This window comes from Bacteroides difficilis, from assembly GCF_048319815.1.
Taxonomy (GTDB): Bacteria; Bacteroidota; Bacteroidia; order Bacteroidales; family Bacteroidaceae; genus Bacteroides; species Bacteroides zhangwenhongii.
The window spans coordinates 5084963-5106601 of record NZ_CP182814.1 but is presented as its reverse complement, the minus strand read 5'-3'; the positions used below and the strand labels follow the sequence as shown (position 1 = coordinate 5106601).

The 21639-nt window shown below is 42.3% G+C and carries 19 protein-coding genes; 9 read left to right on the top strand and 10 right to left on the bottom strand.

Translation table 11 applies throughout. The features are described from left to right. Positions 1–104 precede the first annotated feature (104 nt). From ACNOGP_RS20190 to ACNOGP_RS20155, 8 genes are all read left to right on the top strand, one after another. The gene (locus ACNOGP_RS20190) at positions 105–1718 is read left to right on the top strand and encodes an IdeS/Mac family cysteine endopeptidase (protein ID WP_418213556.1); all 1614 of its coding nucleotides are present in this window, start codon (positions 105–107) and stop codon (positions 1716–1718) included. Positions 1719–1804: 86 nt separating this feature from the next. Beyond that, positions 1805–2458 carry a LysE family translocator gene (locus tag ACNOGP_RS20185; protein WP_007758618.1) on the top strand — a complete coding sequence of 218 codons (654 nt, stop codon included), beginning with the start codon at positions 1805–1807 and terminating at the stop codon, positions 2456–2458. 10 nt (positions 2459–2468) lie between these two features. Continuing rightward, positions 2469–3014 (top strand): DUF4924 family protein, encoded by a 546-nt coding sequence (locus ACNOGP_RS20180; RefSeq protein ID WP_007758621.1) that lies wholly within the window; start codon positions 2469–2471, stop codon positions 3012–3014. Continuing rightward, positions 3015–3875, top strand: a complete 861-nt coding sequence (gene rfbD / locus ACNOGP_RS20175; protein ID WP_418213555.1) for a dTDP-4-dehydrorhamnose reductase — start codon at positions 3015–3017, stop codon at positions 3873–3875. A gap of 2 nt (positions 3876–3877) precedes the next feature. Then, positions 3878–5452: a peptide chain release factor 3 gene (locus ACNOGP_RS20170; RefSeq protein ID WP_007758067.1), complete on the top strand. Its 1575-nt coding sequence runs from the start codon at positions 3878–3880 to the stop codon at positions 5450–5452. A gap of 205 nt (positions 5453–5657) precedes the next feature. After that, positions 5658–5918: an OadG family protein gene (locus ACNOGP_RS20165; RefSeq protein WP_007758068.1), complete on the top strand. Its 261-nt coding sequence runs from the start codon at positions 5658–5660 to the stop codon at positions 5916–5918. A gap of 29 nt (positions 5919–5947) precedes the next feature. After that, positions 5948–7780, top strand: coding sequence for a biotin/lipoyl-containing protein (locus tag ACNOGP_RS20160; protein ID WP_143866633.1), 1833 nt, complete (start codon positions 5948–5950; stop codon positions 7778–7780). Next, positions 7780–9015 carry a sodium ion-translocating decarboxylase subunit beta gene (locus ACNOGP_RS20155; protein WP_007758628.1) on the top strand — a complete coding sequence of 412 codons (1236 nt, stop codon included), beginning with the start codon at positions 7780–7782 and terminating at the stop codon, positions 9013–9015. The genes ACNOGP_RS20160 and ACNOGP_RS20155 overlap by 1 nt, the downstream gene beginning before the upstream one ends. Positions 9016–9135: 120 nt before the next feature. Here ACNOGP_RS20155 and ACNOGP_RS20150 read toward each other — a convergent pair whose 3' ends face one another. The 5 genes from ACNOGP_RS20150 to ACNOGP_RS20130 form a co-directional block, all read right to left on the bottom strand. Then, positions 9136–10407: a TolC family protein gene (locus ACNOGP_RS20150; protein WP_288213802.1), complete on the bottom strand. Its 1272-nt coding sequence runs from the start codon at positions 10405–10407 to the stop codon at positions 9136–9138. A gap of 45 nt (positions 10408–10452) precedes the next feature. Then, entirely contained in the window at positions 10453–13485 is a 3033-nt protein-coding gene (locus tag ACNOGP_RS20145; RefSeq protein WP_418213554.1) for an efflux RND transporter permease subunit, read from the bottom strand. Next, the gene (locus ACNOGP_RS20140; protein WP_418213553.1) at positions 13482–14537 is read right to left on the bottom strand and encodes an efflux RND transporter periplasmic adaptor subunit; all 1056 of its coding nucleotides are present in this window, start codon (positions 14535–14537) and stop codon (positions 13482–13484) included. Before ACNOGP_RS20140 ends, ACNOGP_RS20145 begins: the two co-directional genes overlap by 4 nt. 106 nt (positions 14538–14643) lie before the next feature. Further along, the gene (locus ACNOGP_RS20135) at positions 14644–15051 is read right to left on the bottom strand and encodes a hypothetical protein (RefSeq protein WP_418213552.1); all 408 of its coding nucleotides are present in this window, start codon (positions 15049–15051) and stop codon (positions 14644–14646) included. A 168-nt stretch (positions 15052–15219) separates the two neighbouring features. After that, positions 15220–15474: a type B 50S ribosomal protein L31 gene (locus tag ACNOGP_RS20130; RefSeq protein ID WP_005678397.1), complete on the bottom strand. Its 255-nt coding sequence runs from the start codon at positions 15472–15474 to the stop codon at positions 15220–15222. A gap of 370 nt (positions 15475–15844) precedes the next feature. Here ACNOGP_RS20130 and ACNOGP_RS20125 point away from each other — a divergent pair, with 370 nt between their 5' ends. Next, positions 15845–16849 carry a class II fructose-bisphosphate aldolase gene (locus ACNOGP_RS20125; RefSeq protein ID WP_007756881.1) on the top strand — a complete coding sequence of 335 codons (1005 nt, stop codon included), beginning with the start codon at positions 15845–15847 and terminating at the stop codon, positions 16847–16849. Between the two features lie 92 nt (positions 16850–16941). On the opposite strand, the gene ACNOGP_RS20120 is transcribed toward ACNOGP_RS20125, so the two are convergent. The 5 genes from ACNOGP_RS20120 to mce are packed head-to-tail and all read right to left on the bottom strand — an operon-like array spanning position 16942 to position 21498. Then, positions 16942–18102, bottom strand: coding sequence for a sodium ion-translocating decarboxylase subunit beta (locus tag ACNOGP_RS20120; RefSeq protein ID WP_007756882.1), 1161 nt, complete (start codon positions 18100–18102; stop codon positions 16942–16944). Between the two features lies 1 nt (position 18103). Beyond that, positions 18104–18535 (bottom strand): acetyl-CoA carboxylase biotin carboxyl carrier protein, encoded by a 432-nt coding sequence (locus ACNOGP_RS20115; RefSeq protein ID WP_007756883.1) that lies wholly within the window; start codon positions 18533–18535, stop codon positions 18104–18106. 24 nt (positions 18536–18559) lie between these two features. Continuing rightward, positions 18560–19480 carry an OadG family transporter subunit gene (locus tag ACNOGP_RS20110; RefSeq protein WP_007758640.1) on the bottom strand — a complete coding sequence of 307 codons (921 nt, stop codon included), beginning with the start codon at positions 19478–19480 and terminating at the stop codon, positions 18560–18562. Between the two features lie 31 nt (positions 19481–19511). Beyond that, entirely contained in the window at positions 19512–21065 is a 1554-nt protein-coding gene (locus ACNOGP_RS20105) for an acyl-CoA carboxylase subunit beta (RefSeq protein WP_007756886.1), read from the bottom strand. A gap of 28 nt (positions 21066–21093) precedes the next feature. Continuing rightward, entirely contained in the window at positions 21094–21498 is a 405-nt protein-coding gene (gene mce, locus ACNOGP_RS20100) for a methylmalonyl-CoA epimerase (protein WP_002561104.1), read from the bottom strand. Positions 21499–21639 lie beyond the last annotated feature (141 nt).

Below are 21639 nucleotides of genomic sequence, written 5' to 3'. Positions count from 1 at the left end.
CAACAAGCAGTCTGCTTTTTACAACTAATGTAAAACACAACACACTAGCTTTAAGGTTATCTTGGAATGTAAAGCAATTTAGTTGAATTTAAAATATAATTAAAATGGAAAGCAGGCTACTATCATTATTTACCTTATTCCTTTTGTCCGGAATCTTATATTCTTGTACAAAAGAAGATGACGACAAAATTTCAAACAATGGCGAGCGGCATTTAGAGTTTAAAATCAATGTGAGTGATTTCCGGGAAAGCATTGGGGGAAGCCAGACGGAACAGGAAGCAGCAGTCAAAAGTCTCTTTCTTTTTTTATTCGATGCCAACGGAAAAGAAGTGTTGCAAGAAAGCCGTCAACACACGTTTGACGGAGATGCTTTTTCTATTACTCTTCCTGAAGATGTCGTAACTGATGGGGTACGGGCTTATTTGGTTGCAAATGAAGAAATACAGACGAAACCTATTACCGAGACAGAACTATTGCGATATAAAACTACCCGGCAGCCGAAAGATTTTATAAATAAAGGCTTTCCTATGTCTACTGCAAGAATAGATATTCCTACTGCTAATGCTGTGTCTCAACTTCCGGTGACTGCTACTCTTCAACGGATTCCTTCGGCCCTTTATGTCCAAGTTGGGAAGGTAGAAGGTCTTGAAGATTTATATAATAATAGTTACCAAATTGAAGTTGAGGACTTGCAGACCACTGAAGGTGCTTTGTTTTCTGATGCTATTTCTGAAAATGCGGTTCAGGAAAAGACTGATTATAGTTCGAAACTGACTGCTGTCAATACTCCCGAGAATATAGCCTATTTTTATCAGAGTAAAGACATTAAAATCCATATTACTCCTCGTCGACCAGATTTGGGAAAAGTGAAGGACATAGTAATTGATAATACTAATACGATTAATCGTCGTAATAAAAAATATTTGCTCACTATTAAGCCGATAAAGACAGCTACTCGTTCAATAGATTTTTCTCTACAAGTAACCGAATGGGATACGGAAGTCATTGTGGCGGAAATACCTCTTGCTCCTGACAAACCGCAGGAAGATGGAGTACTTTTTGCAAAGAACGTTACTATGTCTAGTGGATGGTATGATCAGAATAAAGCTTATGGTAAGGAAGGTTTTTCTTATGATTCCAATCTTTGCTGGGCGTGTGCCTTCACTAATATGATTCAGTGGTGGCAGAATCTTTATATAGCAGGTGGAGGTGTTTTGCCGGTTACTACTCCTAATGGTTATATACCCGGACGTGAAACGGCTAGCTATCGTCAATTGGCAGTCTTTGAAGAATTCGCTAAAAAATATCCTAATGATACAGGTTATGTACTTACTGCTACATCATGGTATTTTAAAACTTTTTTACCGGACGTTTTCCCTAATCATGACTTCTCGGAAGATGATAATACTGTTTTTGCGGAATTTTATCCTTCAACTATAAAAGACTTTTCAAATATCCTTATTGCAGGGTTCGAAGCTGGTGGTGTTTTTGGTATGAATTCCTATCCACCAAGTCATGTGCGTACACTTTGGGGGTGTAGATATGATACGGAAACAAAGATTGTTAAAGAGATATTTATCACGGATTCAGATGATAAATTTGTAGGGATCTGGAAGGATATGCCTGTAAAGGTTTCTCCTGAAGGGGAACCAATGGCTAATACGGCAATAATAGACCGTCTTTCTCTTTTATATCCGCCTAGCAACGTGCACAAATAGGGATAGAGGGACATTTTGATTATTCTTGTGTGGAAAAAACGTTAATATACTATCCCCATATCATAAAAAAGTGCGATATTTGCGACATGATTCAGATAGAGACAATATTCGATATAATAGTTAAAGGCTTTATTATTGGCGTTGTTGTGTCCGCACCTCTCGGTCCGGTGGGCGTGCTGTGCATTCAAAGGACCTTGAATAAAGGACGCTGGTATGGCTTTGTAACAGGGCTGGGAGCTTCTTTGAGCGATATAGCATACGCTTTGCTTACCGGTTATGGTATGAGTTTTGTATTTGATTATATCAATAAGAATATTTTCTATTTGCAATTGTTGGGGAGCATTATGCTACTCCTTTTTGGTATATATACCTTTCGGAGCAATCCGGTACAATCCATTCGTCCGGCTTCGTCGAATAAGGGTTCCTATTTTCATAATTTCATTACCGCTTTTTTTGTAACGCTTTCCAATCCATTAATTATATTCCTGTTTATCGGACTTTTTGCCCGTTTTGCATTTGTGCAGCCGGGTGTATTGGTGTTCGAAGAGATAACAGGATATTTTGCCATAGCTATGGGTGCTTTGACGTGGTGGCTCGGAATCACTTATTTTGTGAATAAGGTACGTACGAAATTCAATTTGCGCGGTATCTGGATACTAAACCGGGTTATTGGCAGTATTGTGATGCTGGTGTCTGTAGCCGGACTGGTTTATACATTGCTGGGAGAGTCGCTTTATTAAGAAATAGCTTATGAATCAGATAGCACAACAACTGAAAGAAAAGAATATTGCCGAATACCTTATATATATGTGGCAGGAGGAAGATCTGATCCGCGCCAATCATTGTGAACCGGAGGAAATCGAAGCGAATGTGATTGCCCGCTATCCGGAAGACCAGCGGCCTGCCATGAGAGAATGGTATGGAAATCTGATAACGATGATGGGTGAGGAAGGTGTTCGTGAAAAAGGACATCTGCAGATTAATAAAAATGTAATTATCAATTTGACTGAATTGCATAATGCATTGACTTCTTCTCCTAAATTTCCTTTTTATAGTGCCGCTTATTTCAAGGCATTACCATTTATCGTAGAATTGCGAAATAAGAACGGTAAGAAAGAAGAGCCCGAATTGGAAACTTGCTTTGAGGCATTGTATGGTGTGTTTTTGCTTCGTCTTCAGAAAAAAACGATTAGCGAAGGCACTGCAAAAGCAGTGGAAGCTATCACTAGTTTCTTGTCTATGTTGGCGAACTATTATGATAAAGACCGCAAAGGTGAATTAAAATTGGACGAATAAATGAAAATTTTAGTAACGGGTGCCAACGGTCAGCTTGGCAATGAGATGCAGGTACTTGCGAAAGAGAACCCGCAACATTTGTATTATTTTACGGATGTTCAGGAACTTGATATATGTGATAAAGAAGCCGTTTGGTCATACATTTCTGAAAAACAGATTGATGTGATTGTAAATTGTGCAGCTTATACGGCAGTAGACAAGGCGGAAGATGACCGGGAATTGGCTCATAAACTTAATAGTGTAGCTCCGGGTATTCTGGCACGTGCCGCGCAAGCCAATAATGCTGCTATGATTCAAGTGTCTACGGACTATGTCTTTGATGGGACTGCTCATACTCCTTATACGGAAGAATGCAAGCCTTGTCCGGACTCAATTTACGGTTCTACCAAGCTGGAAGGTGAACAGGAAGTGATGGACCATTGTGAGAAAGCGGTAGTTATCCGTACCGCATGGCTTTATTCCATTTATGGAAATAATTTCGTGAAAACGATGATTCGTCTCGGAAAGGAACGTGATGGTTTGGGAGTCGTTTTTGACCAGATAGGAACTCCTACTTATGCCAATGATCTGGCGCGGGCTATTTACACAATTATCAATAAGGGGATAGTTCGTGGTATTTATCATTTCAGCAATGAAGGCGTATGTTCCTGGTATGACTTTACGGTAGCTATTCATCGTTTGGCGGGAATAACTTCTTGTAAAGTGAAACCTTTGCACACTGCGGAATATCCGGCAAAGGCAAACCGTCCCGCTTATTCCGTATTGGACAAGACAAAGATAAAAACAACGTTCGGCATCGAGATTCCTCATTGGGAAGAGAGTCTTGAACGATGCATTGGTAAAATGAAGAATGATGAATAAATATGGCAGATAATACAGAAATTTTGAGACGGCGAACGTTCGCCATTATTGCGCATCCGGATGCGGGTAAGACATCTTTGACGGAGAAATTATTGCTTTTTGGTGGACAGATTCAGGTAGCGGGTGCGGTAAAGAGTAATAAGATTAAGAAAACGGCTACGTCCGACTGGATGGAAATTGAGAAGCAACGTGGTATTTCGGTGACGACTTCCGTGATGGAGTTTGATTATCGGGACTACAAGATTAATATCCTCGATACTCCCGGACACCAGGATTTTGCCGAAGATACATACCGTACGTTGACTGCAGTGGATAGTGTGATTATTGTAGTGGACGGTGCAAAAGGTGTGGAAACACAGACGCGCAAGTTGATGGAAGTTTGCCGTATGCGAAAGACTCCGGTAATTATTTTTGTTAATAAGATGGACCGTGAGGGAAAAGACCCGTTCGATTTGCTGGATGAATTGGAAGAGGAGTTGATGATTCAAGTTCGTCCCTTGTCATGGCCGATTGAACAGGGACCTCGTTTTAAGGGGGTATATAATATTTATGAACAGAAACTGGATTTGTATCAGCCGTCTAAACAGATGGTGACGGAAAAGGTTGCCGTCGATATTCATACGGAAGAGTTGGATAAGCAGATTGGCAAAACGCTGGCGGATAAGCTGCGTGGTGATCTGGAGCTGATTGAAGGGGTTTATCCGGAGTTTGATGTTGAATCTTATTTAGCGGGTGACTGTGCACCGGTATTCTTTGGATCGGCTTTGAATAACTTCGGTGTTCAGGAGTTGCTGAACTGTTTCGTGGAAATCGCTCCGAGTCCTCGTCCTGTGCAGGCTGAAGAAAGAGAAGTGAAACCGGAAGAACCTAAATTCACCGGATTTATCTTTAAGATTACCGCTAATATCGACCCGAATCACCGTTCTTGTGTTGCATTTTGTAAGATCTGTTCCGGAAAATTTGTACGAAATGCTCCTTATCAGCATGTACGCCATGGAAAAACAATGCGTTTTTCATCGCCTACCCAGTTTATGGCACAGCGTAAGACAACGATTGACGAGGCATACGCCGGAGATATTATCGGTTTGCCGGATAATGGTACTTTCAAGATTGGCGATACGCTGACGGAAGGTGAAATGCTTCACTTCCGCGGCTTGCCGAGTTTCTCGCCGGAAATGTTCAAGTATATTGAGAATGCCGATCCGATGAAGCAGAAGCAACTGGCTAAAGGAATTGATCAGTTGATGGACGAAGGTGTGGCTCAGTTGTTTGTCAATCAATTCAACGGTCGTAAGATTATCGGTACGGTGGGGCAGTTGCAGTTTGAGGTTATCCAATATCGTCTGTTGAATGAGTACAACGCGTCTTGCCGATGGGAGCCGGTGAGTCTTTATAAGGCTTGTTGGGTAGAAAGTGATGATCCGGCAGAATTGGAAGCTTTCAAGAAACGCAAATATCAGTATATGGCAAAGGATAGGGAAGGACGTGATGTATTCCTGGCAGATTCCGGTTATGTACTTCAGATGGCTCAAATGGATTTCAAGCATATTAAATTCCATTTTACAAGCGAGTTTTAAAGTATATTCCATACTTTGGAAATTTTGGAGAGTGTGAAAGAAAGTTCCTTTGAGCTTTCTTTCACACTTGTTTTATATGTCTGCGAGCAAGAAACTTTGTGGTTTTATACTTTATTATCCCTCCCTTAATTAATTTTATAATAAATATTTGGTATTTTCGAACGCTTTTTGAATAAACGACTGAAATTACTAATAATTTAATTATATGGAAAATATCGAAACAGCGATCCTGCTGATGGTAGTCGGAATGGCTACAGTATTTGTTATTCTGCTGATTGTGATTTATTTAGGCAAATTTTTAATTACTCTGGTCAACAAATATGCTCCTGAAGAAGTGCTTCCTGCGAAGAAGGAAACACAGAAAGGTCCTGCGCCTATTCCGGGAAATATTCTGGCCGCTATCAGTGCTGCTGTGAATGTGGTGACATTAGGTAAGGGAAAAGTCACTAAAGTGGAAAAATTATAAATCTATAAAAAGTTATATCATTGAAAGACATGAAAAGAGAAGTAAAGTTTAGTTTGGTTTTCCGAGATATGTGGCAATCTGCCGGAAAATATGTACCTCGTGTAGATCAACTCGTAAAGGTAGCTCCTGCTATTGTTGAAATGGGCTGTTTTGCCCGCGTAGAAACCAATGGCGGAGGTTTTGAACAGGTAAATTTATTGTTTGGTGAGAATCCGAATAAGGCTGTACGTGAATGGACTAAGCCGTTCCACGAAGCCGGTATTCAAACTCATATGCTCGACCGTGCGCTGAACGGACTCCGTATGAGTCCTGTTCCGGCAGATGTCCGCAAACTGTTCTATAAAGTAAAGAAAGCACAAGGCACAGATATTACCCGTACATTCTGCGGATTGAACGATGTCCGCAATATTGCCCCTTCCATTACGTATGCAAAGGAAGCTGGGATGATTTCTCAATGTTCGCTTTGTATCACTCATTCGCCTATTCATACTGTGGAGTACTACACCAATATGGCGTTGGAGCTTATCAAACTGGGAGCCGATGAAATCTGCATCAAAGATATGGCAGGTATTGGACGCCCTGTTTCTTTGGGTAAAATTGTAGCGAATATCAAGGCTGCTCATCCCGATATTCCTGTGCAATATCACAGCCATGCCGGTCCCGGATTTAATATGGCAAGTATTCTTGAAGTATGTGAGGCAGGATGTGATTATATCGACGTAGGTATGGAACCATTGTCATGGGGTACAGGTCATGCTGATTTGCTGAGTGTACAGGCTATGTTGAAAGACGCCGGATATCAGGTTCCTGAAATCAATATGGAAGCTTATATGAAGGTGCGTGCATTAATTCAGGAATTTATGGATGATTTTCTCGGATTGTACATCAGCCCGAAAAACCGTCTGATGAACTCTTTATTGATTGCTCCCGGATTGCCGGGCGGTATGATGGGGAGTTTGATGGCTGACCTTGAATCCAATCTTGAATCTATCAATAAATACAAGGCAAAACGTAATTTGCCGTTTATGACACAGGATCAGCTTCTTATTAAGTTGTTTGATGAAGTGGCTTACGTATGGCCTCGTGTCGGTTATCCTCCGTTGGTTACACCATTCAGTCAATATGTGAAGAATCTGGCCATGATGAACGTGATGGCGATGGAGAAAGGTAAGGAGCGCTGGGGAATGATTGCCGACGATATTTGGGATATGATTTTGGGTAAAGCCGGACGTTTGCCGGGTAAACTCGCTCCTGAAATTATTGAAAAGGCGGAGCGTGAAGGCCGTAAATTCTTTGAAGGGAATCCGCAGGATAACTATCCGGACAGTCTCGACAAATACCGTAAGTTGATGAAGGAGAATAAATGGGACGTAGGGCAGGATGACGAAGAACTCTTCGAATATGCCATGCATCCGGCTCAGTATGAGGCTTACAAGAGTGGGAAAGCAAAAGAAGACTTCTTGGAAGACGTTGCTAAGCGTCGTGCGGAAAAAGATAAATCTCCAGAGGAAGATGCAAAACCGAAGACACTGACTGTGCAAGTTGACGGACAGGCCTATCGTGTGACAGTGGCTTACGGTGATACCGAACTTCCTGTTGCATCAGCCGCTACCGCTGCTCCGGCCGGAGAGGGCAAGGAAGTGCTTTCGCCGCTAGAAGGCAAATTCTTCTTGGTGAAGAATGCGCAGGAGACTGCTTTGCAAGTAGGCGACACGGTGAAAGAAGGTGATGTCATTTGTTATGTGGAAGCCATGAAGACCTACAATGCCATTCGTGCAGAGTTTGGCGGTACGGTTACTGCCATTTGCGTTACTCCGGGAGATGCTGTTTCAGAAGATGATGTATTAATGAAGATAGGATAATGAACGAGATATTTGAGAATTTATACGAGATGACTGCGTTCAGCAATATCATTGCCGAACCGCAGTTCCTGATAATGTATGCCATCGCGTTTGTTCTGCTCTATCTCGGTATCAAGAAACAGTATGAACCGCTGCTGCTTGTTCCCATTGCTTTCGGGGTGTTGCTTGCCAACTTTCCCGGTGGAGATATGGGAGTTATTCAGGCAGATGAGAATGGTATGGTAATGATAAATGGAGTGATGAAGAACATTTGGGAAATGCCGTTGCATGACATTGCCCACGAATTGGGATTAATGAACTTCATTTACTATATGTTGATAAAAACCGGTTTCCTGCCTCCAATCATCTTTATGGGTGTCGGTGCGTTGACAGATTTCGGACCGATGTTACGTAATTTACGTCTTTCCATATTTGGTGCTGCTGCGCAGCTTGGTATCTTTACCGTGTTGCTGGTGGCTATTTTGATGGGATTTACTCCGAAAGAAGCAGCTTCTTTGGGCATCATTGGTGGTGCGGACGGTCCGACGGCCATTTTTACAACCATTAAGCTGGCTCCGCATTTGCTGGGACCGATTGCTATTGCCGCTTATTCGTATATGGCGTTAGTTCCGGTGATTATTCCGCTGGTAGTGAAACTGCTTTGTTCAAAGAAAGAGTTAAGTATCAACATGAAAGAACAAGAAAAGAAGTATCCGTCAAAAACAGAAATCAAAAATTTGCGTGTATTGAAGATTATCTTCCCGATTGTAGTGACTACTGTTGTCGCTCTTTTCGTCCCTAGCGCAGTACCTTTGATTGGTATGTTGATGTTCGGTAATCTGGTGAAAGAGATCGGAACAAATACTTTCCGTTTGTTTGATGCAGCTTCTAACAGCATTATGAATGCTGCTACTATTTTCTTAGGATTGTCTGTTGGTGCTACTATGACGACAGAAGCTTTCTTGAACTGGACGACTATCGGTATCGTGATAGGCGGATTCTTGGCATTTGCCCTTTCTATTACAGGTGGTATTCTGTTTGTGAAATTGGTAAATCTCTTCTCCAAGAAGAAAATCAATCCGCTTATCGGTGCTACCGGATTAAGTGCTGTGCCTATGGCAAGCCGTGTTGCTAACGAGATTGCTTTGAAATATGACCCGAAAAATCATGTATTGCAGTATTGTATGGCAAGTAACATTTCCGGAGTAATCGGTTCTGCCGTAGCTGCCGGTGTCCTGATTTCTTTCCTTGCGTAATTAGGAACAACTGATTTCTGAAAAGAAGTGCACCCTAAAAGTTAGATAAAAAACTTTTAGGGTGCACTTCAAGTTTTGAGACTCTCTTCTTTGTCAGATGAATTTAAAATCTGGTTTTTATTATTCACTGATAACTCTTCTGTATTCCGCTATTGCCATCTTTTCAGATAAGTATGCATTAATCAAGTTTGTATGTGCTTGTGTCCATGATAACTGTGCGGATAATACGTCTACCATATTTGCTTTTCCCTCGTTGTAAGAGAAAGAAACCAGGTCGAGATTTTCATTAGCCAGATTCATCGTTTCTGTGGCTGTCTTCACCTGATATTCCGTTTCTGTCAACTTAGTCAGTGCGGCTGAAAGTTCTTCGTTAATATTGTCCGTCACATAGCTTTGTTGTAACTTCTGTATTCCGATAAACGCTTTTTGTTGGCGGTTCGTCTTGAAACGGGCGCCCCATCTGAAAATCGGGATATTAAGATTAATGCCGACAATAGGATTGAATGAGACATCATATCCGAGATTTGGCGTACCAGTTGCCCATCCACCGCTGAAATACATACTCAACTGAGGATTGAATTGACTTAATGCGGCTTTACGTTGCGCTTGACTTCTCATGATGTTCACTTCCGTACTTTCATAATCCGCACGTCGTTGCAATACATTTTCAAGAGAAAGGATTTGTATAGGAGCAGAAGTCTTGTCAATAGTATAAAGACTGTCTACGGGGGTGTTGGGATCTATTCCCATCAGAATATTCAATTTCTGCAATGCCAACGTGTAATTCTGACGGGCTTTGATATATTGGAGTTCAGCTTCTTTTAGCCGGGTGGAAATCATGAGTAGGTCTGTACGGCTAATCATTCCATCATTGAAACGATCTAGAATAATATCATATTGCTGTTTTACGATATGTTGATATTTATCGGCAGCTTGCAGCATTGCTTGTGAAGCAGACGCATTCCAATAGACTGCATCGCTCTGATAATGAATTTGGTCGATTGTCATTTCCTCATTGAGCAGGCCGAGTTTTTCATCCGCTTTGGCAATCTTGTGTTGAGCGTTGAGTGCTCCTCCTGTATAAAGAGGTTGCGAGACGACGAATACTCCTTGATAGGTGTGGTTACGGTATTCCCCTAATGGCTCGTTCCATGCTTTAAGATCACTCATATTGAGTGTACCGTCCGCATTGATATCGATTTTGGGCAGGAAACCGGTATGAGCAATCTTACGTGCCTCCGCACTTGCTATAGTTTTTAGTTTCTGTTGCTTGAGTATTTGGCTATAAGCTTCCACTTTATCCCGGTACGCTTCCCGGCTGAGAAAGGGGTGTTGTGCCTCGGCTGTAAGACTAAGGAGCAGCAGAGACAGAGTTATTAGTTGAGTTCTCATTTTATTCATTGTAATTTATTTCTTCTGTCTAAATAAGGGTTATATTTAGTTTTTGATTCTTTGGATAGCGCAATAGGCCACCGGAAGAACGAATAGCGTCAGAGCTGAAGCTACCAACAATCCTCCCATAATCGTAGCCGCCATACCTCCGAACATCGCATCAAATAGTAGCGGTAACATTCCCAAAATTGTTGTTCCGGAAGCCATCGCTACGGGGACGATACGGCTGGTTGTAGCACTGACTACAGCTTCTAAAGGCTTTTTACCCATAGCTGTTTCCAAGTCTATCTGTTCGACGAGTACAATCGCGTTTTTGATATTCATTCCAATCAATCCCAGTAAACCGAGAATGGAAAAGAAGTCGAACGATTTGTCAAGTACTAATAATCCCAGCACGATACCAATGAAGATCAGTGGTAACATCAATAGAATTACGGTCGGTTTGCGATACGTCTTGAATAAGAACAACAAGGTTACAAACATCAGGAAGAAAGTCAGCGGTAAATTTTTAGCCAACGCCTCATTTGATTCGACTTGACTTTCCTGTTCTCCGAAGTACTTCATTGTATATCCTTCCGGGACCTTAATTTCTTTCTGTACCTGAGACCACACCTGGTTGAAAGCGGCAATTGCATTTACTCCCCGACGTGGGTCGCATTGTGCCATCATTACCATCTGACGGTTGTAATCCTTTACATTCGAGAATCGGTATTGGAAATCGAAATCCGAGACCACTTGTTCCAGGCTGGTTGTTTCATTTCCGGTGCCGAATACGGGTAGGGTACGCAAGTCGTTGATACGGAATGAGTCCACTGTATTATCTTTCAATAAGATAGGAAGCACTTGGTCTCCTTGCCTGTATTCCCCTAATGTCATTCCGGTGGTACCGATCTGAATGCTTTGAGCCATTCCTTGTCGGGAGACTCCTAGAGGTTGTGCCCGTTCTGGACTATACACCGGTTTCCATACGGGGATTTTATTTCCCCATGAGTTTCGGATATTAATTAAATCCGAGTTTTGATGCATAATCTCCAGTGCTTGATTGGTAAGTGCCACGAGTGTGTCTACATTCGGTCCTATAAAGCCTATCTCGATAGCTGCATCTACTGCGGGAGATAGTTTGAACAGGCTGGTACGAGTGATTGCATTCGGATAGTTGGCTTTCATATATCCGTCGAAATTCTCTTCATATTCTTTCGTATACTTGCTATCCGTCAATTCAACTAATATATTGGCAAAGTTCGGTTTGGGACCTACCGAAGTGGAAGCCAGGTAATACCTTAGCGGAGTGCTTCCAAAAGTGATTGATACCTTTTTTACTTCCGGTTGCTTCGCTAAATGGTCTTCTACCGATTTCATTTCTTTCACGACATCTTGGATGCTATACCCATCAGGATAGAATACGTCTGCTCGGAAATAGGGTTTGTCCAAAGAAGGGAAGAAGTTTTGTGGCATCGTTCCCATGATAACCAGCGAGATAATGAACAGTACCACCATCGAACCTAATGTTAACGCTTTTCTGCGAATCAGTGCACGTAGGATGGAAGCGAACTTGTGGTAGAACGGTTTATCGTATGGATCTTTTGCGCCGTCGTTTACTTTTGCTTTCAGGATAAAATTACCGAATACTGTGGTCTGCGTGAGTGCAAGTATCCAACTCAATCCCAAAGATATGGCGAGCACCACGAAAAGCGGTTTTACTATCTCCGCCACAGAAGAAGGAGCGAGATAAAGTGGCAAGAATGAACAAATGGCAATGAATGTAGCTCCGAGTAATCCCCATTGAGGACCGGTAGCGCCATCTATCAGGGCCTTTCTTCGATTTACCCCACGTGCAATAGCGATTTGTGCATTGTCTGTTACCACAATGGCGTTATCCACCAACATTCCCATAGCGATAATGAATCCGGCAAGGGAGGTACGATTTAGTCCTACACCGAAGAAAGACATGATGAGTAGCGTCCCACCGATGGAAAAAATAAGTGACGAGCCGATTAGTACACCGGCGCGTAGGCCCATTACCAGCATAATAATTACAATTACAATCAGAATAGATTCGATCAGGTTGATGATGAATCCGTTGTTGGCTTCGTTGGCTATTTCATTTTCCAGATATAGGCTCTGCAACTCCAGACCTACGGGCATGAGCGGCAACAATTCGTTAAGTTTGTTTTTTACATTTTCTCCTGTCTGCACAACATCTCGTTGCGGGTCGGTCGATACACCGATACCGATGGCACGTTTGCCGTTTACGTGCATGATGTTGGACGGCGGATCCATATATCCTTTCTCTATTACAGCGATGTCACCCAGTTTCACTTGTCCGGCTTTTGTTGTAATTACTTGGTTGCGGATGTCGTCAACAGTAGTATACATACCGTTGGCTGTTACCCGTAGCTGCTGTTCGCCGGCTCGGATTTCTCCGGTATTGATAATCTGGTTTTGCGATTGCAGCAGACTTGCAAGTTGTTTCGGATCGATACCCATGCCAACTAATTTGTTGGTTGAGATATAGATATTCACTACCTCTGTCTGTACTCCGAATAGGGCAACTTTCATCACTCCATCTGCTGTGACTACCTGTGTTTTAATCCGTTCAGCCCAATTGCGCATCTCTTCGTAAGAATAACCTTCATCTGCCGTCAGTCCGTAATAAATGCCGAATACATCGCCAAAATCATCAGAAACGGTCGGGGTAGATGCGCCACTTGGCAACTGGGGCTGTATATTGAGCACCTTTCGTCGCAATTCATCCCATTTCTGGGGAATGGAATTGGCTGCTAATGAAGGTTGCAGCTCGAATGTAATTTTAGAGAGTCCGTACATGGATTCTGATTTGATCTTATATACGCCACTCATACTTTGAATCTCACGGGAGATAGGTTCGGTAATCAGTCGTTCTACTTCAGCCGGTTCGGCACCCGGATAACGGGTCATGATAACCGCCGACTTGATGACGAACGGAGCATCCTCTTTCTTTCCTAGCTTACCGAAGGAAGTGATTCCCCCGATTAGCAATACTGCAAGAAAGAAATAGATGATTTTCGTGTTATCTAATGAATATTTAGCTAAGTTCATTTCTCTATTTCTTTTACGGTTTCTCCTTCTACTAACTGGTATACGCCTGCGATAATGATCTTTTCTCCGGGTTTCAGACCTTCTGAGATTAGTACTTGAGCTTCTCCGGTAGGTGCATTGACAGTTACTTCACGTTTGTGTACTTTGTTGCCTTCCACTACCCAGACATACATTTTCTTCCCTTCACTTTCGCCAAATACGGCGCTGAGCGGCACGATTGTCCAACTGTCCTGTACCAATGGACCGACATCGGCCGTGAAACGTATGCTACACGTAAAGCCCGGTTTCACAGCATAAAGATCTCGATCGAAAGACGGATCATCAATTGTTATGCTGACCGGGATTCCCGTGCCGTCTGTTGATATATCAAGGTATTCTTCTAATTTTGCCTGAAAGATATGTCCTCTGAATGTGTCGAATTCTACTAAAAAACGAGGATCTTTAGTGCGAAGTAGATAGAGATAGACATCCGGTATGATGAATTTGATACGCAGATTACGTGTGTTGACTAGTTGCACGATACCTTCTCCGGAGTTGACACGCTGATAGTTTTCTACCAGACGTTTTTCGATGGAGCCGTCGAAAGGAGCTGTCAGTTTTGTGTCGCGCATATTATTGACGGACAACTCATATTCGGATTTTGCTTTCTGATAGTTGGCAAGGCTGATTTCATATTCCTGCACAGAGATCGCTTGGCGGGAGAGAAGCCGTTTGTTACGTTCTACCTGTGCAGCTGCCGTTTCGTAAGCAGATTTGGTTGCGGCATATTGTAATGCAATATCTCTGGGATCAATGGCTGCGATCAGTTGTCCCTTCTTTACTTTTTCTCCCTCGATGACGGGCAATTGAATGATCTGTCCACTGACACGGAATGCCAGTTTTACATATTCTACCGCTTCTACAATTCCCGAAAAATCTTTTCTGATAATCGATCTAGACTCAACAATTGCAGTCTTTACGGGACGACTTGTTGTTGTCTTCGTCTCTTTTTTCTGTCCGCAGCTTGCCAGTAAAATTGCAGCTATCAGGACGAATCCATATTTCTTCTTCATATACCATACTGATGTTTAGAGTTTTTACGTTGGTTCGTTTCTCTTTATTACAGAGAATAAACAACTTATGGATATGAATGTTCGGGAAAACCGAAAGATTTAGGTCTTAGCTTCTCGGTCTTTTCGGTCTTCCGGAAAAGATTGTGAGTTCAAAAATGGTAAATATGATTTCTGTCGTTGTATAACCATTAAGATCATATTCCAGGTTTTCATTTTCATCGTAGTACTTGAGGTAGACAGTTGGAGTACCTTTGTCGAAATCGAGAAAAAGATAAGAGGTATAATCGTAGATACCTAAATTGGCAAATTCATTTAAGATAGCAGTGTTGAAAAGAGTGCACCATCCTGTAGTCTGTTCGCAGCCGGACATTTCGAATCTACGATGCTCTTTGCTGAAATCATCCTCGTCCACATGTTTGAGTTGCCTTTTTATTTCCGGACCGAAAGAGAGGCGCTTTCTGATAAAATTGAGAACTTCTTCTTTTGTCATTTGTTCTAATTGGGTTATTTCCATTACTTTAGTTTGTTTATTATCTAACAAAGGTAGTTTCTTTATTCGGTAAAAACTGTGTACGCTGATATTTTTTTAGATTTTTCTGTTCTCTCTATGTAGCTTAGAACGAAAAAAGAGGAAATTCCCTACTGAGAATCTCCTCTTTTTCATCTTTAACGAAAGATCGAATTATTTCTTCTTACGGTCACCGTAACGGCTCATGAACTTATCAACACGACCTGCAGTGTCTACCAAAGTAGATTTACCTGTATAGAACGGGTGAGAAGTGTTAGAGATTTCAATCTTCAGCAACGGATAAGTTTCACCTTCGAACTCGATGGTTTCTTTAGTTGCTACTGTTGATTTAGACAAAAACATATCACCATTTGACATATCTTTGAATACTACCGGACGGTATGATTCTGGATGAAGGCCTTTTTTCATTTCAGTATCTGTTTTTTTAATTTATATTCTGTTACTATTTTGGTAAGAAATAGTGTAATGGTCATTTTCAGTGCGCAAAGATAATGCTTTTCTGTGAAATAGAAAAAGGTTTTGCTGAAAAACTTTTGTTTATGACGCATTGCCTATTATATAATAAGGTGTATTTGCCCGAAGAGTTATTATTTGTCTTTTAGTTATTTATTTGCAAGGTAGACATTACAATCTAATGTCTACCTTGCTTCCCGGCAAGAAATAGATGTTCTATTTAAGCCTTTTTCTACTATATTTTTCTTTCCGATGTTCGTTATTCGGTGGATAATGCTTACTTTTGCGTAGAATTTTTATTCACTAACAATAAACTTTAAACAAAATGGTAAATTACAAAGATTTAGGATTGGTAAACACGAGAGAAATGTTTGCTAAGGCTATCAAAGGTGGATATGCTATCCCGGCATTCAACTTCAACAATATGGAACAGATGCAAGCTATCATCAAGGCTGCTGTTGAAACTAAATCTCCTGTGATTCTTCAGGTATCTAAAGGTGCTCGTCAGTATGCTAACGCTACTTTATTGCGTTACATGGCTCAGGGTGCTGTAGAATATGCTAAAGAATTAGGTTGCGCACATCCGGAAATCGTTCTCCACCTTGATCATGGAGATACTTTCGAAACTTGCAAATCTTGCATTGATTCAGGTTTCTCTTCAGTAATGATCGACGGTTCTCATCTTCCTTACGAAGAAAACGTTGCATTGACTAAGAAAGTAGTTGATTACGCACACCAGTTTGACGTAACAGTTGAAGGCGAACTTGGCGTATTGGCAGGTGTAGAAGATGAAGTTTCTGCTGACCACCACACATATACTGACCCTGAAGAAGTAATTGATTTTGCTACCCGTACAGGTTGCGACTCTTTGGCTATTTCAATCGGTACTTCTCACGGTGCTTACAAATTTACTCCGGAACAATGTCATATCGATCCGAAAACAGGTCGTATGGTTCCTCCTCCATTGGCATTCGAAGTATTGGACGCTGTAATGGAAAAACTTCCGGGATTCCCAATCGTTCTTCACGGATCATCTTCAGTTCCTGAAGAAGAAGTGGAAACTATCAATAAATATGGTGGTGCTTTGAAAGCTGCTATCGGTATTCCTGAAGAAGAATTGCGTAAGGCTGCTAAATCTGCAGTTTGCAAAATCAATATCGACTCAGACTCTCGTTTGGCTATGACTGCTGCTGTACGTAAGGTATTTGCTGAAAAACCGGCTGAATTCGACCCGCGTAAATATCTTGGTCCGGCTCGTGACAATATGGAAAAACTGTACAAGCACAAAATCCTTAACGTGCTCGGTTCTGACAACAAATTGGCTCAGTAATCAGATTATTCCAATATAAATATATAAGAAAAGGCTGCAACCATTATGGTTGCAGCCTTTTCTAGTTTCATGATTTTCTTTAAATCGTGATTTTACATTAAGAATCCAAGCAGGATACCGGCAGCAACTGCAGAACCGATAACTCCGGCTACGTTCGGACCCATAGCGTGCATCAGCAGGTAATTGGTCGGATCGTATTCCAAACCGATAACTTGTGAGATACGTGCAGAGTCGGGAACGGCAGATACGCCTGCATTACCGATTAACGGATTAATCTTATTGCCTTTCTTCAGGAAGAGATTGAATATCTTTACGAAGATTACGCCTGAAGCTGTTGCGATGATAAATGACAATGCGCCGAGTGCGAAAATCTTGATAGAATCGAAAGTCAAGAACTCGGAAGCTTGCGTAGAAGCACCCACTGTCAACCCTAACAGAATAGTGATCGTATCAATCAGCGGACCACTTGCCGTATTGGCCAGACGACGTGTCACTCCACTCTCTTTTAATAGGTTACCGAAGAACAGCATACCTAACAAAGGCAAACCGGAAGGAACCAGGAAACAAGTCAGCAACAGACCGATAATTGGGAAAATCACTTTTTCCGTATGAGAAACAGCGCGTGGCGGCTTCATACGGATGACACGCTCGCTCTTGGTGGTGAGCAGACGCATGATAGGTGGTTGTATCACCGGAACCAGTGCCATATAAGAGTAGGCGGATACAGCAATGGCTCCCATTAAATTAGGTGCTAGTTTGGAAGACAAGAATATGGCTGTCGGACCGTCTGCACCACCAATGATACCGATTGCTCCGGCTTGCATGGGATCGAATCCCATTTCCAATGCAATCATGTACGCACCGAAGATACCGAATTGTGCTGCTGCACCGATCAACATCAATTTCGGGTTAGAGATGAGTGCGGAGAAGTCCGTCATAGCCCCAATGCCTAAGAAAATAAGCGGCGGATACCATCCGGATGTCACTCCTTGATACAATATATTCAAAACTGAACCTTCTTCATAAATACCGACTTTCAGTCCGGCATCCATATTGAAAGGTATATTACCGATCAGTATACCGAATCCGATAGGAATCAGCAACATCGGCTCGAACTCTTTGGCTACTGCCAAATAGATGAACCCCAAGCCGACAAGAATCATGACTATGTGTCCTGTGGTAGCGTTGGCAAAGCCTGTGTAGGTCCAGAAGTCGGCTAGGTTGTTTCCTAAAAAGTTTATGAAATCTCCCATATTATTCGATAATTACGAGGTCAGTACCTTCAAGAACAGAATCTCCCTTGTTTACGTTGATTGCAGTAATCTTACCGTCTTTGTCAGCATTGATATTGTTTTCCATTTTCATGGCTTCCAATATAATGATGGTCTGTCCTTTCTTTACTGCATCTCCCACATTAACTTTAATATCGAGGATAACACCCGGAAGTGGAGATTTGACGCCTGATTTTCCGGAAGCTGGAGCGGCCGGTTTCACCACCTGAGTAGGAGCGGCCGGTGCATTAGGCATAGGACGTACTACTACAGGTTTAACGGCTGCTTTGGGCTTCTTTTCCATTTCCACTTTATAATGCGTACCGTTCACTTCTACGTGAGCGATATTATCTTCAATATCTCCGATGGTTACTTTATATAAGTTACCGTTGATTTTATATTTATATTCTTTCATCGTTTTTACTTTTTATAAGGTGACTTACTTTCTGGGAGGAGTTTCGCGCAAAGTATAAATCTTTGAACTCCACGGTGAATAGCTCCGTTTCACGCGAGTAATGGTCAGTACAGTTTCTTCTACATCATGTACTTCATCCTGCATTTCGTGCAATGCCATAGAAATAGCGGCATAAACTTCGCCCGGAGCTTGTGACAACTCTTTGGCTTCATGCTTGTCGATTCCTTTGGATTTCATTGTATTACGCTTACTCAGGTTGACGGCGACTTTACCTACTACTTTGAAAGCGATATACAGAAGGATAAGTCCGCAGAATACTACGCTCATGGCTGAAATGGACATGCCGATACCAACCGAGTCATGTTCTTCGAATTTTTCCATCTTGGCATTACTGTCAAGAGTTTGGTTATTAGTGCTTGGTGTAACATATTTGTCACTACTTCCACCTTTCACTTCCCATTCTGCTGCTCCGTCGCTAACACGTGCATACGATTGGTTAGGGCCTAAAACACCGGCGGGTATCACAACCTCGTCGATTAACTTTTTACCGGAGTCAAATAACCCGATCCAATTGGCAGCTTCCGGATTCAGCTTGCAACTTGTGTGGAAAGTACCACGGTTAGGCTCGCCGTCTGCCCAGAAAAGGGCATGTTGGCGCGGCTTTATCAATGTCAGTACGTCACCTTTCGGAATAAAGTAAGTAACTGTATCGCCCGGTTGGTTGCTCACTTTCAGTAAGCAAGCTGCCAGATCGGCGCTACCGAATGATTTATTGAATATTTCAATCCATGCGCTGTGCAGTCCGTAGTCATCCTGAAAATTACTTTGGTTGTCTATCAGGACTTCGTTCAGTACCAGCTTGCTGTTCGACTTTTTCTCTCCACAAGAAGTAAGCCCGATCAGTAATAGCAGAGAAAGGAATATTCCGATTTTGGTTTTATTCATAATCGTTCTTGTTTTAATGTGAAAAGTTGGATTACAACGGAATATTTCCATGCTTCTTAGCCGGATTGGTCAGTTTCTTAGTCTGCAACTGTTGCAAAGCGCGAATAACACGGAAACGTGTGTTACGTGGCTCAATCACATCGTCAATGTAACCGTATTTAGCGGCATTATAAGGATTAGCAAACAATTTCGTGTATTCTGCTTCTTTCTCGGCTAGGAATTGAGCGGGATTCTCCTGATCTTTAGCTTCGCGTGCATATAATACCTCTACTGCTCCGGCACCACCCATTACTGCGATTTCAGCGGTCGGCCATGCATAATTCATGTCACCGCGAAGCTGCTTACAGCTCATCACAATATGAGAACCTCCATAGGACTTACGCAAAGTAATAGTTACTTTAGGTACGGTAGCCTCACCGTATGCATATAATAATTTAGCACCGTGCAGGATAACACCGTTGTATTCCTGACCTGTTCCCGGAAGGAATCCCGGTACATCTACCAGCGATACGATAGGAATATTGAACGCGTCGCAGAAACGGACGAAACGTGCACCCTTACGAGATGCGTTGCTATCGAGCACACCTGCCAGATATTTCGGCTGGTTGGCAACGATACCTACTGACTGTCCGTTGAAACGTGCGAAACCGATGATAATATTCTTAGCATAATCTTTTTGGATTTCCAGGAATTCTCCGTTATCTACGATGGCTCCGATCACTTCGTACATATCATACGGCTTAGTCGGACTATCGGGAATAATGTCATTCAAAGAATCTTCCAGACGATCGATTGGGTCTGTGCAATCCACATACGGAGCTTCTTCAAGGTTATTTTGAGGAATATAGCTCAACAGTTTGCGGATTAATGCGAAACCTTCTTCTTCGGTTTTGGCAGTGAAATGAGTGACGCCTGATTTGGTAGAGTGAACACTTGCGCCACCGAGATTTTCCTGGCTGACGTCTTCACCTGTTACTGTTTTTACAACTTTCGGTCCGGTAAGGAACATATAGGAAGTGCCTTCCATCATCAAAGTGAAGTCCGTTAGAGCCGGAGAGTATACGGCACCACCGGCACAAGGACCGAAGATACCGGAAATTTGCGGAATGACACCGGAGGCAAGGATATTACGTTGGAAGATTTCAGCATAGCCGGCAAGAGCATTGATACCCTCTTGAATACGGGCACCGCCTGAGTCGTTGATACCGATACAAGGTGCACCCATCTTCATGGCCTGATCCATGATTTTGCAGATCTTCTGTGACATTGTTTCAGACAGTGAACCGGCAGAAACGGTGAAGTCCTGTGCGAACACATATACCAGACGTCCTTCGATAGTACCGCAACCGGTTACTACACCGTCTCCGGGATAGTGCTTCTTGTCCATGCCGAAGTTCGTACATCTATGCTCAACGAACATGTCCATTTCTTCAAAGCTCCCTTCATCCAGCAACATAGCCAGACGTTCGCGTGCTGTGTATTTCCCTTTTTCATGTTGCTTCGCAATTGCTTTTTCACCGCCTCCGAGACGTGCTACGGCACGGCGTTCAATAAGCTCTTTAATTTTTTCAAGTTGATTACTCATGAGTTCTTGTTAGTTTTAGAGTTTATGATTAATGTTCGCAGAGTTCTGTCAGCACACCTAGAGTGGACTTCGGGTGGAGGAAAGCGATATTCAAACCTTCGGCACCTTTGCGCGGAGCCTTGTCAATCAGGCGGATTTCTTTGCTTTCTGCTTCTGCCAAGGCATTGGCTACGCCATCTTCTACGGCAAATGCAACGTGATGAACACCTGCACCTTTGTTTTCAATAAACTTAGCGATGGTACTCTCGGGGCAAGTCGGCTCCAACAGCTCAATTTTTGTTTCGCCTACTTTTAAGAAAGCAGTTCTTACCTTCTGATCTTCCACTGTTTCAATGTTGTAACACTTCAGACCCAATACATTTTCGTAGTAAGGAAGGGCTTCTTCGATGCTTTTTACGGCAATGCCCAGATGTTCAATGTGTGAAATCTTCATAACTATACTTTTTTATTTGGTTTTAATTATGTGCTTATATGGCATAAAACAGCACAAAGAAAGACAATTCTTACCTAATAAAGAAATATTTCTGCATTTAATTGCTGCGTTATAAAGCATAAAAAATCATAGGACAGGGAT

Excerpts from the sequence above, each read along its gene's own strand:
- ACNOGP_RS20170 (WP_007758067.1), top strand. The coding sequence starts at position 3,878 with ATGGCAGATAATACAGAAATTTTGAGACGGCGAACGTTCGCCATTATT.
- ACNOGP_RS20160 (WP_143866633.1), top strand. The coding sequence starts at position 5,948 with ATGAAAAGAGAAGTAAAGTTTAGTTTGGTTTTCCGAGATATGTGGCAA.
- ACNOGP_RS20140 (WP_418213553.1), bottom strand. The coding sequence starts at position 14,537 with ATGAAGAAGAAATATGGATTCGTCCTGATAGCTGCAATTTTACTGGCA.
- ACNOGP_RS20165 (WP_007758068.1), top strand. The coding sequence starts at position 5,658 with ATGGAAAATATCGAAACAGCGATCCTGCTGATGGTAGTCGGAATGGCT.
- rfbD (WP_418213555.1), top strand. The coding sequence starts at position 3,015 with ATGAAAATTTTAGTAACGGGTGCCAACGGTCAGCTTGGCAATGAGATG.
- ACNOGP_RS20135 (WP_418213552.1), bottom strand. The coding sequence starts at position 15,051 with ATGGAAATAACCCAATTAGAACAAATGACAAAAGAAGAAGTTCTCAAT.
- ACNOGP_RS20180 (WP_007758621.1), top strand. The coding sequence starts at position 2,469 with ATGAATCAGATAGCACAACAACTGAAAGAAAAGAATATTGCCGAATAC.
- ACNOGP_RS20110 (WP_007758640.1), bottom strand. The coding sequence starts at position 19,480 with ATGAATAAAACCAAAATCGGAATATTCCTTTCTCTGCTATTACTGATC.
- ACNOGP_RS20130 (WP_005678397.1), bottom strand. The coding sequence starts at position 15,474 with ATGAAAAAAGGCCTTCATCCAGAATCATACCGTCCGGTAGTATTCAAA.
- ACNOGP_RS20185 (WP_007758618.1), top strand. The coding sequence starts at position 1,805 with ATGATTCAGATAGAGACAATATTCGATATAATAGTTAAAGGCTTTATT.
- ACNOGP_RS20125 (WP_007756881.1), top strand. The coding sequence starts at position 15,845 with ATGGTAAATTACAAAGATTTAGGATTGGTAAACACGAGAGAAATGTTT.
- ACNOGP_RS20155 (WP_007758628.1), top strand. The coding sequence starts at position 7,780 with ATGAACGAGATATTTGAGAATTTATACGAGATGACTGCGTTCAGCAAT.
- ACNOGP_RS20115 (WP_007756883.1), bottom strand. The coding sequence starts at position 18,535 with ATGAAAGAATATAAATATAAAATCAACGGTAACTTATATAAAGTAACC.
- ACNOGP_RS20105 (WP_007756886.1), bottom strand. The coding sequence starts at position 21,065 with ATGAGTAATCAACTTGAAAAAATTAAAGAGCTTATTGAACGCCGTGCC.
- mce (WP_002561104.1), bottom strand. The coding sequence starts at position 21,498 with ATGAAGATTTCACACATTGAACATCTGGGCATTGCCGTAAAAAGCATC.
- ACNOGP_RS20120 (WP_007756882.1), bottom strand. The coding sequence starts at position 18,102 with ATGGGAGATTTCATAAACTTTTTAGGAAACAACCTAGCCGACTTCTGG.
- ACNOGP_RS20145 (WP_418213554.1), bottom strand. The coding sequence starts at position 13,485 with ATGAACTTAGCTAAATATTCATTAGATAACACGAAAATCATCTATTTC.
- ACNOGP_RS20190 (WP_418213556.1), top strand. The coding sequence starts at position 105 with ATGGAAAGCAGGCTACTATCATTATTTACCTTATTCCTTTTGTCCGGA.
- ACNOGP_RS20150 (WP_288213802.1), bottom strand. The coding sequence starts at position 10,407 with ATGAGAACTCAACTAATAACTCTGTCTCTGCTGCTCCTTAGTCTTACA.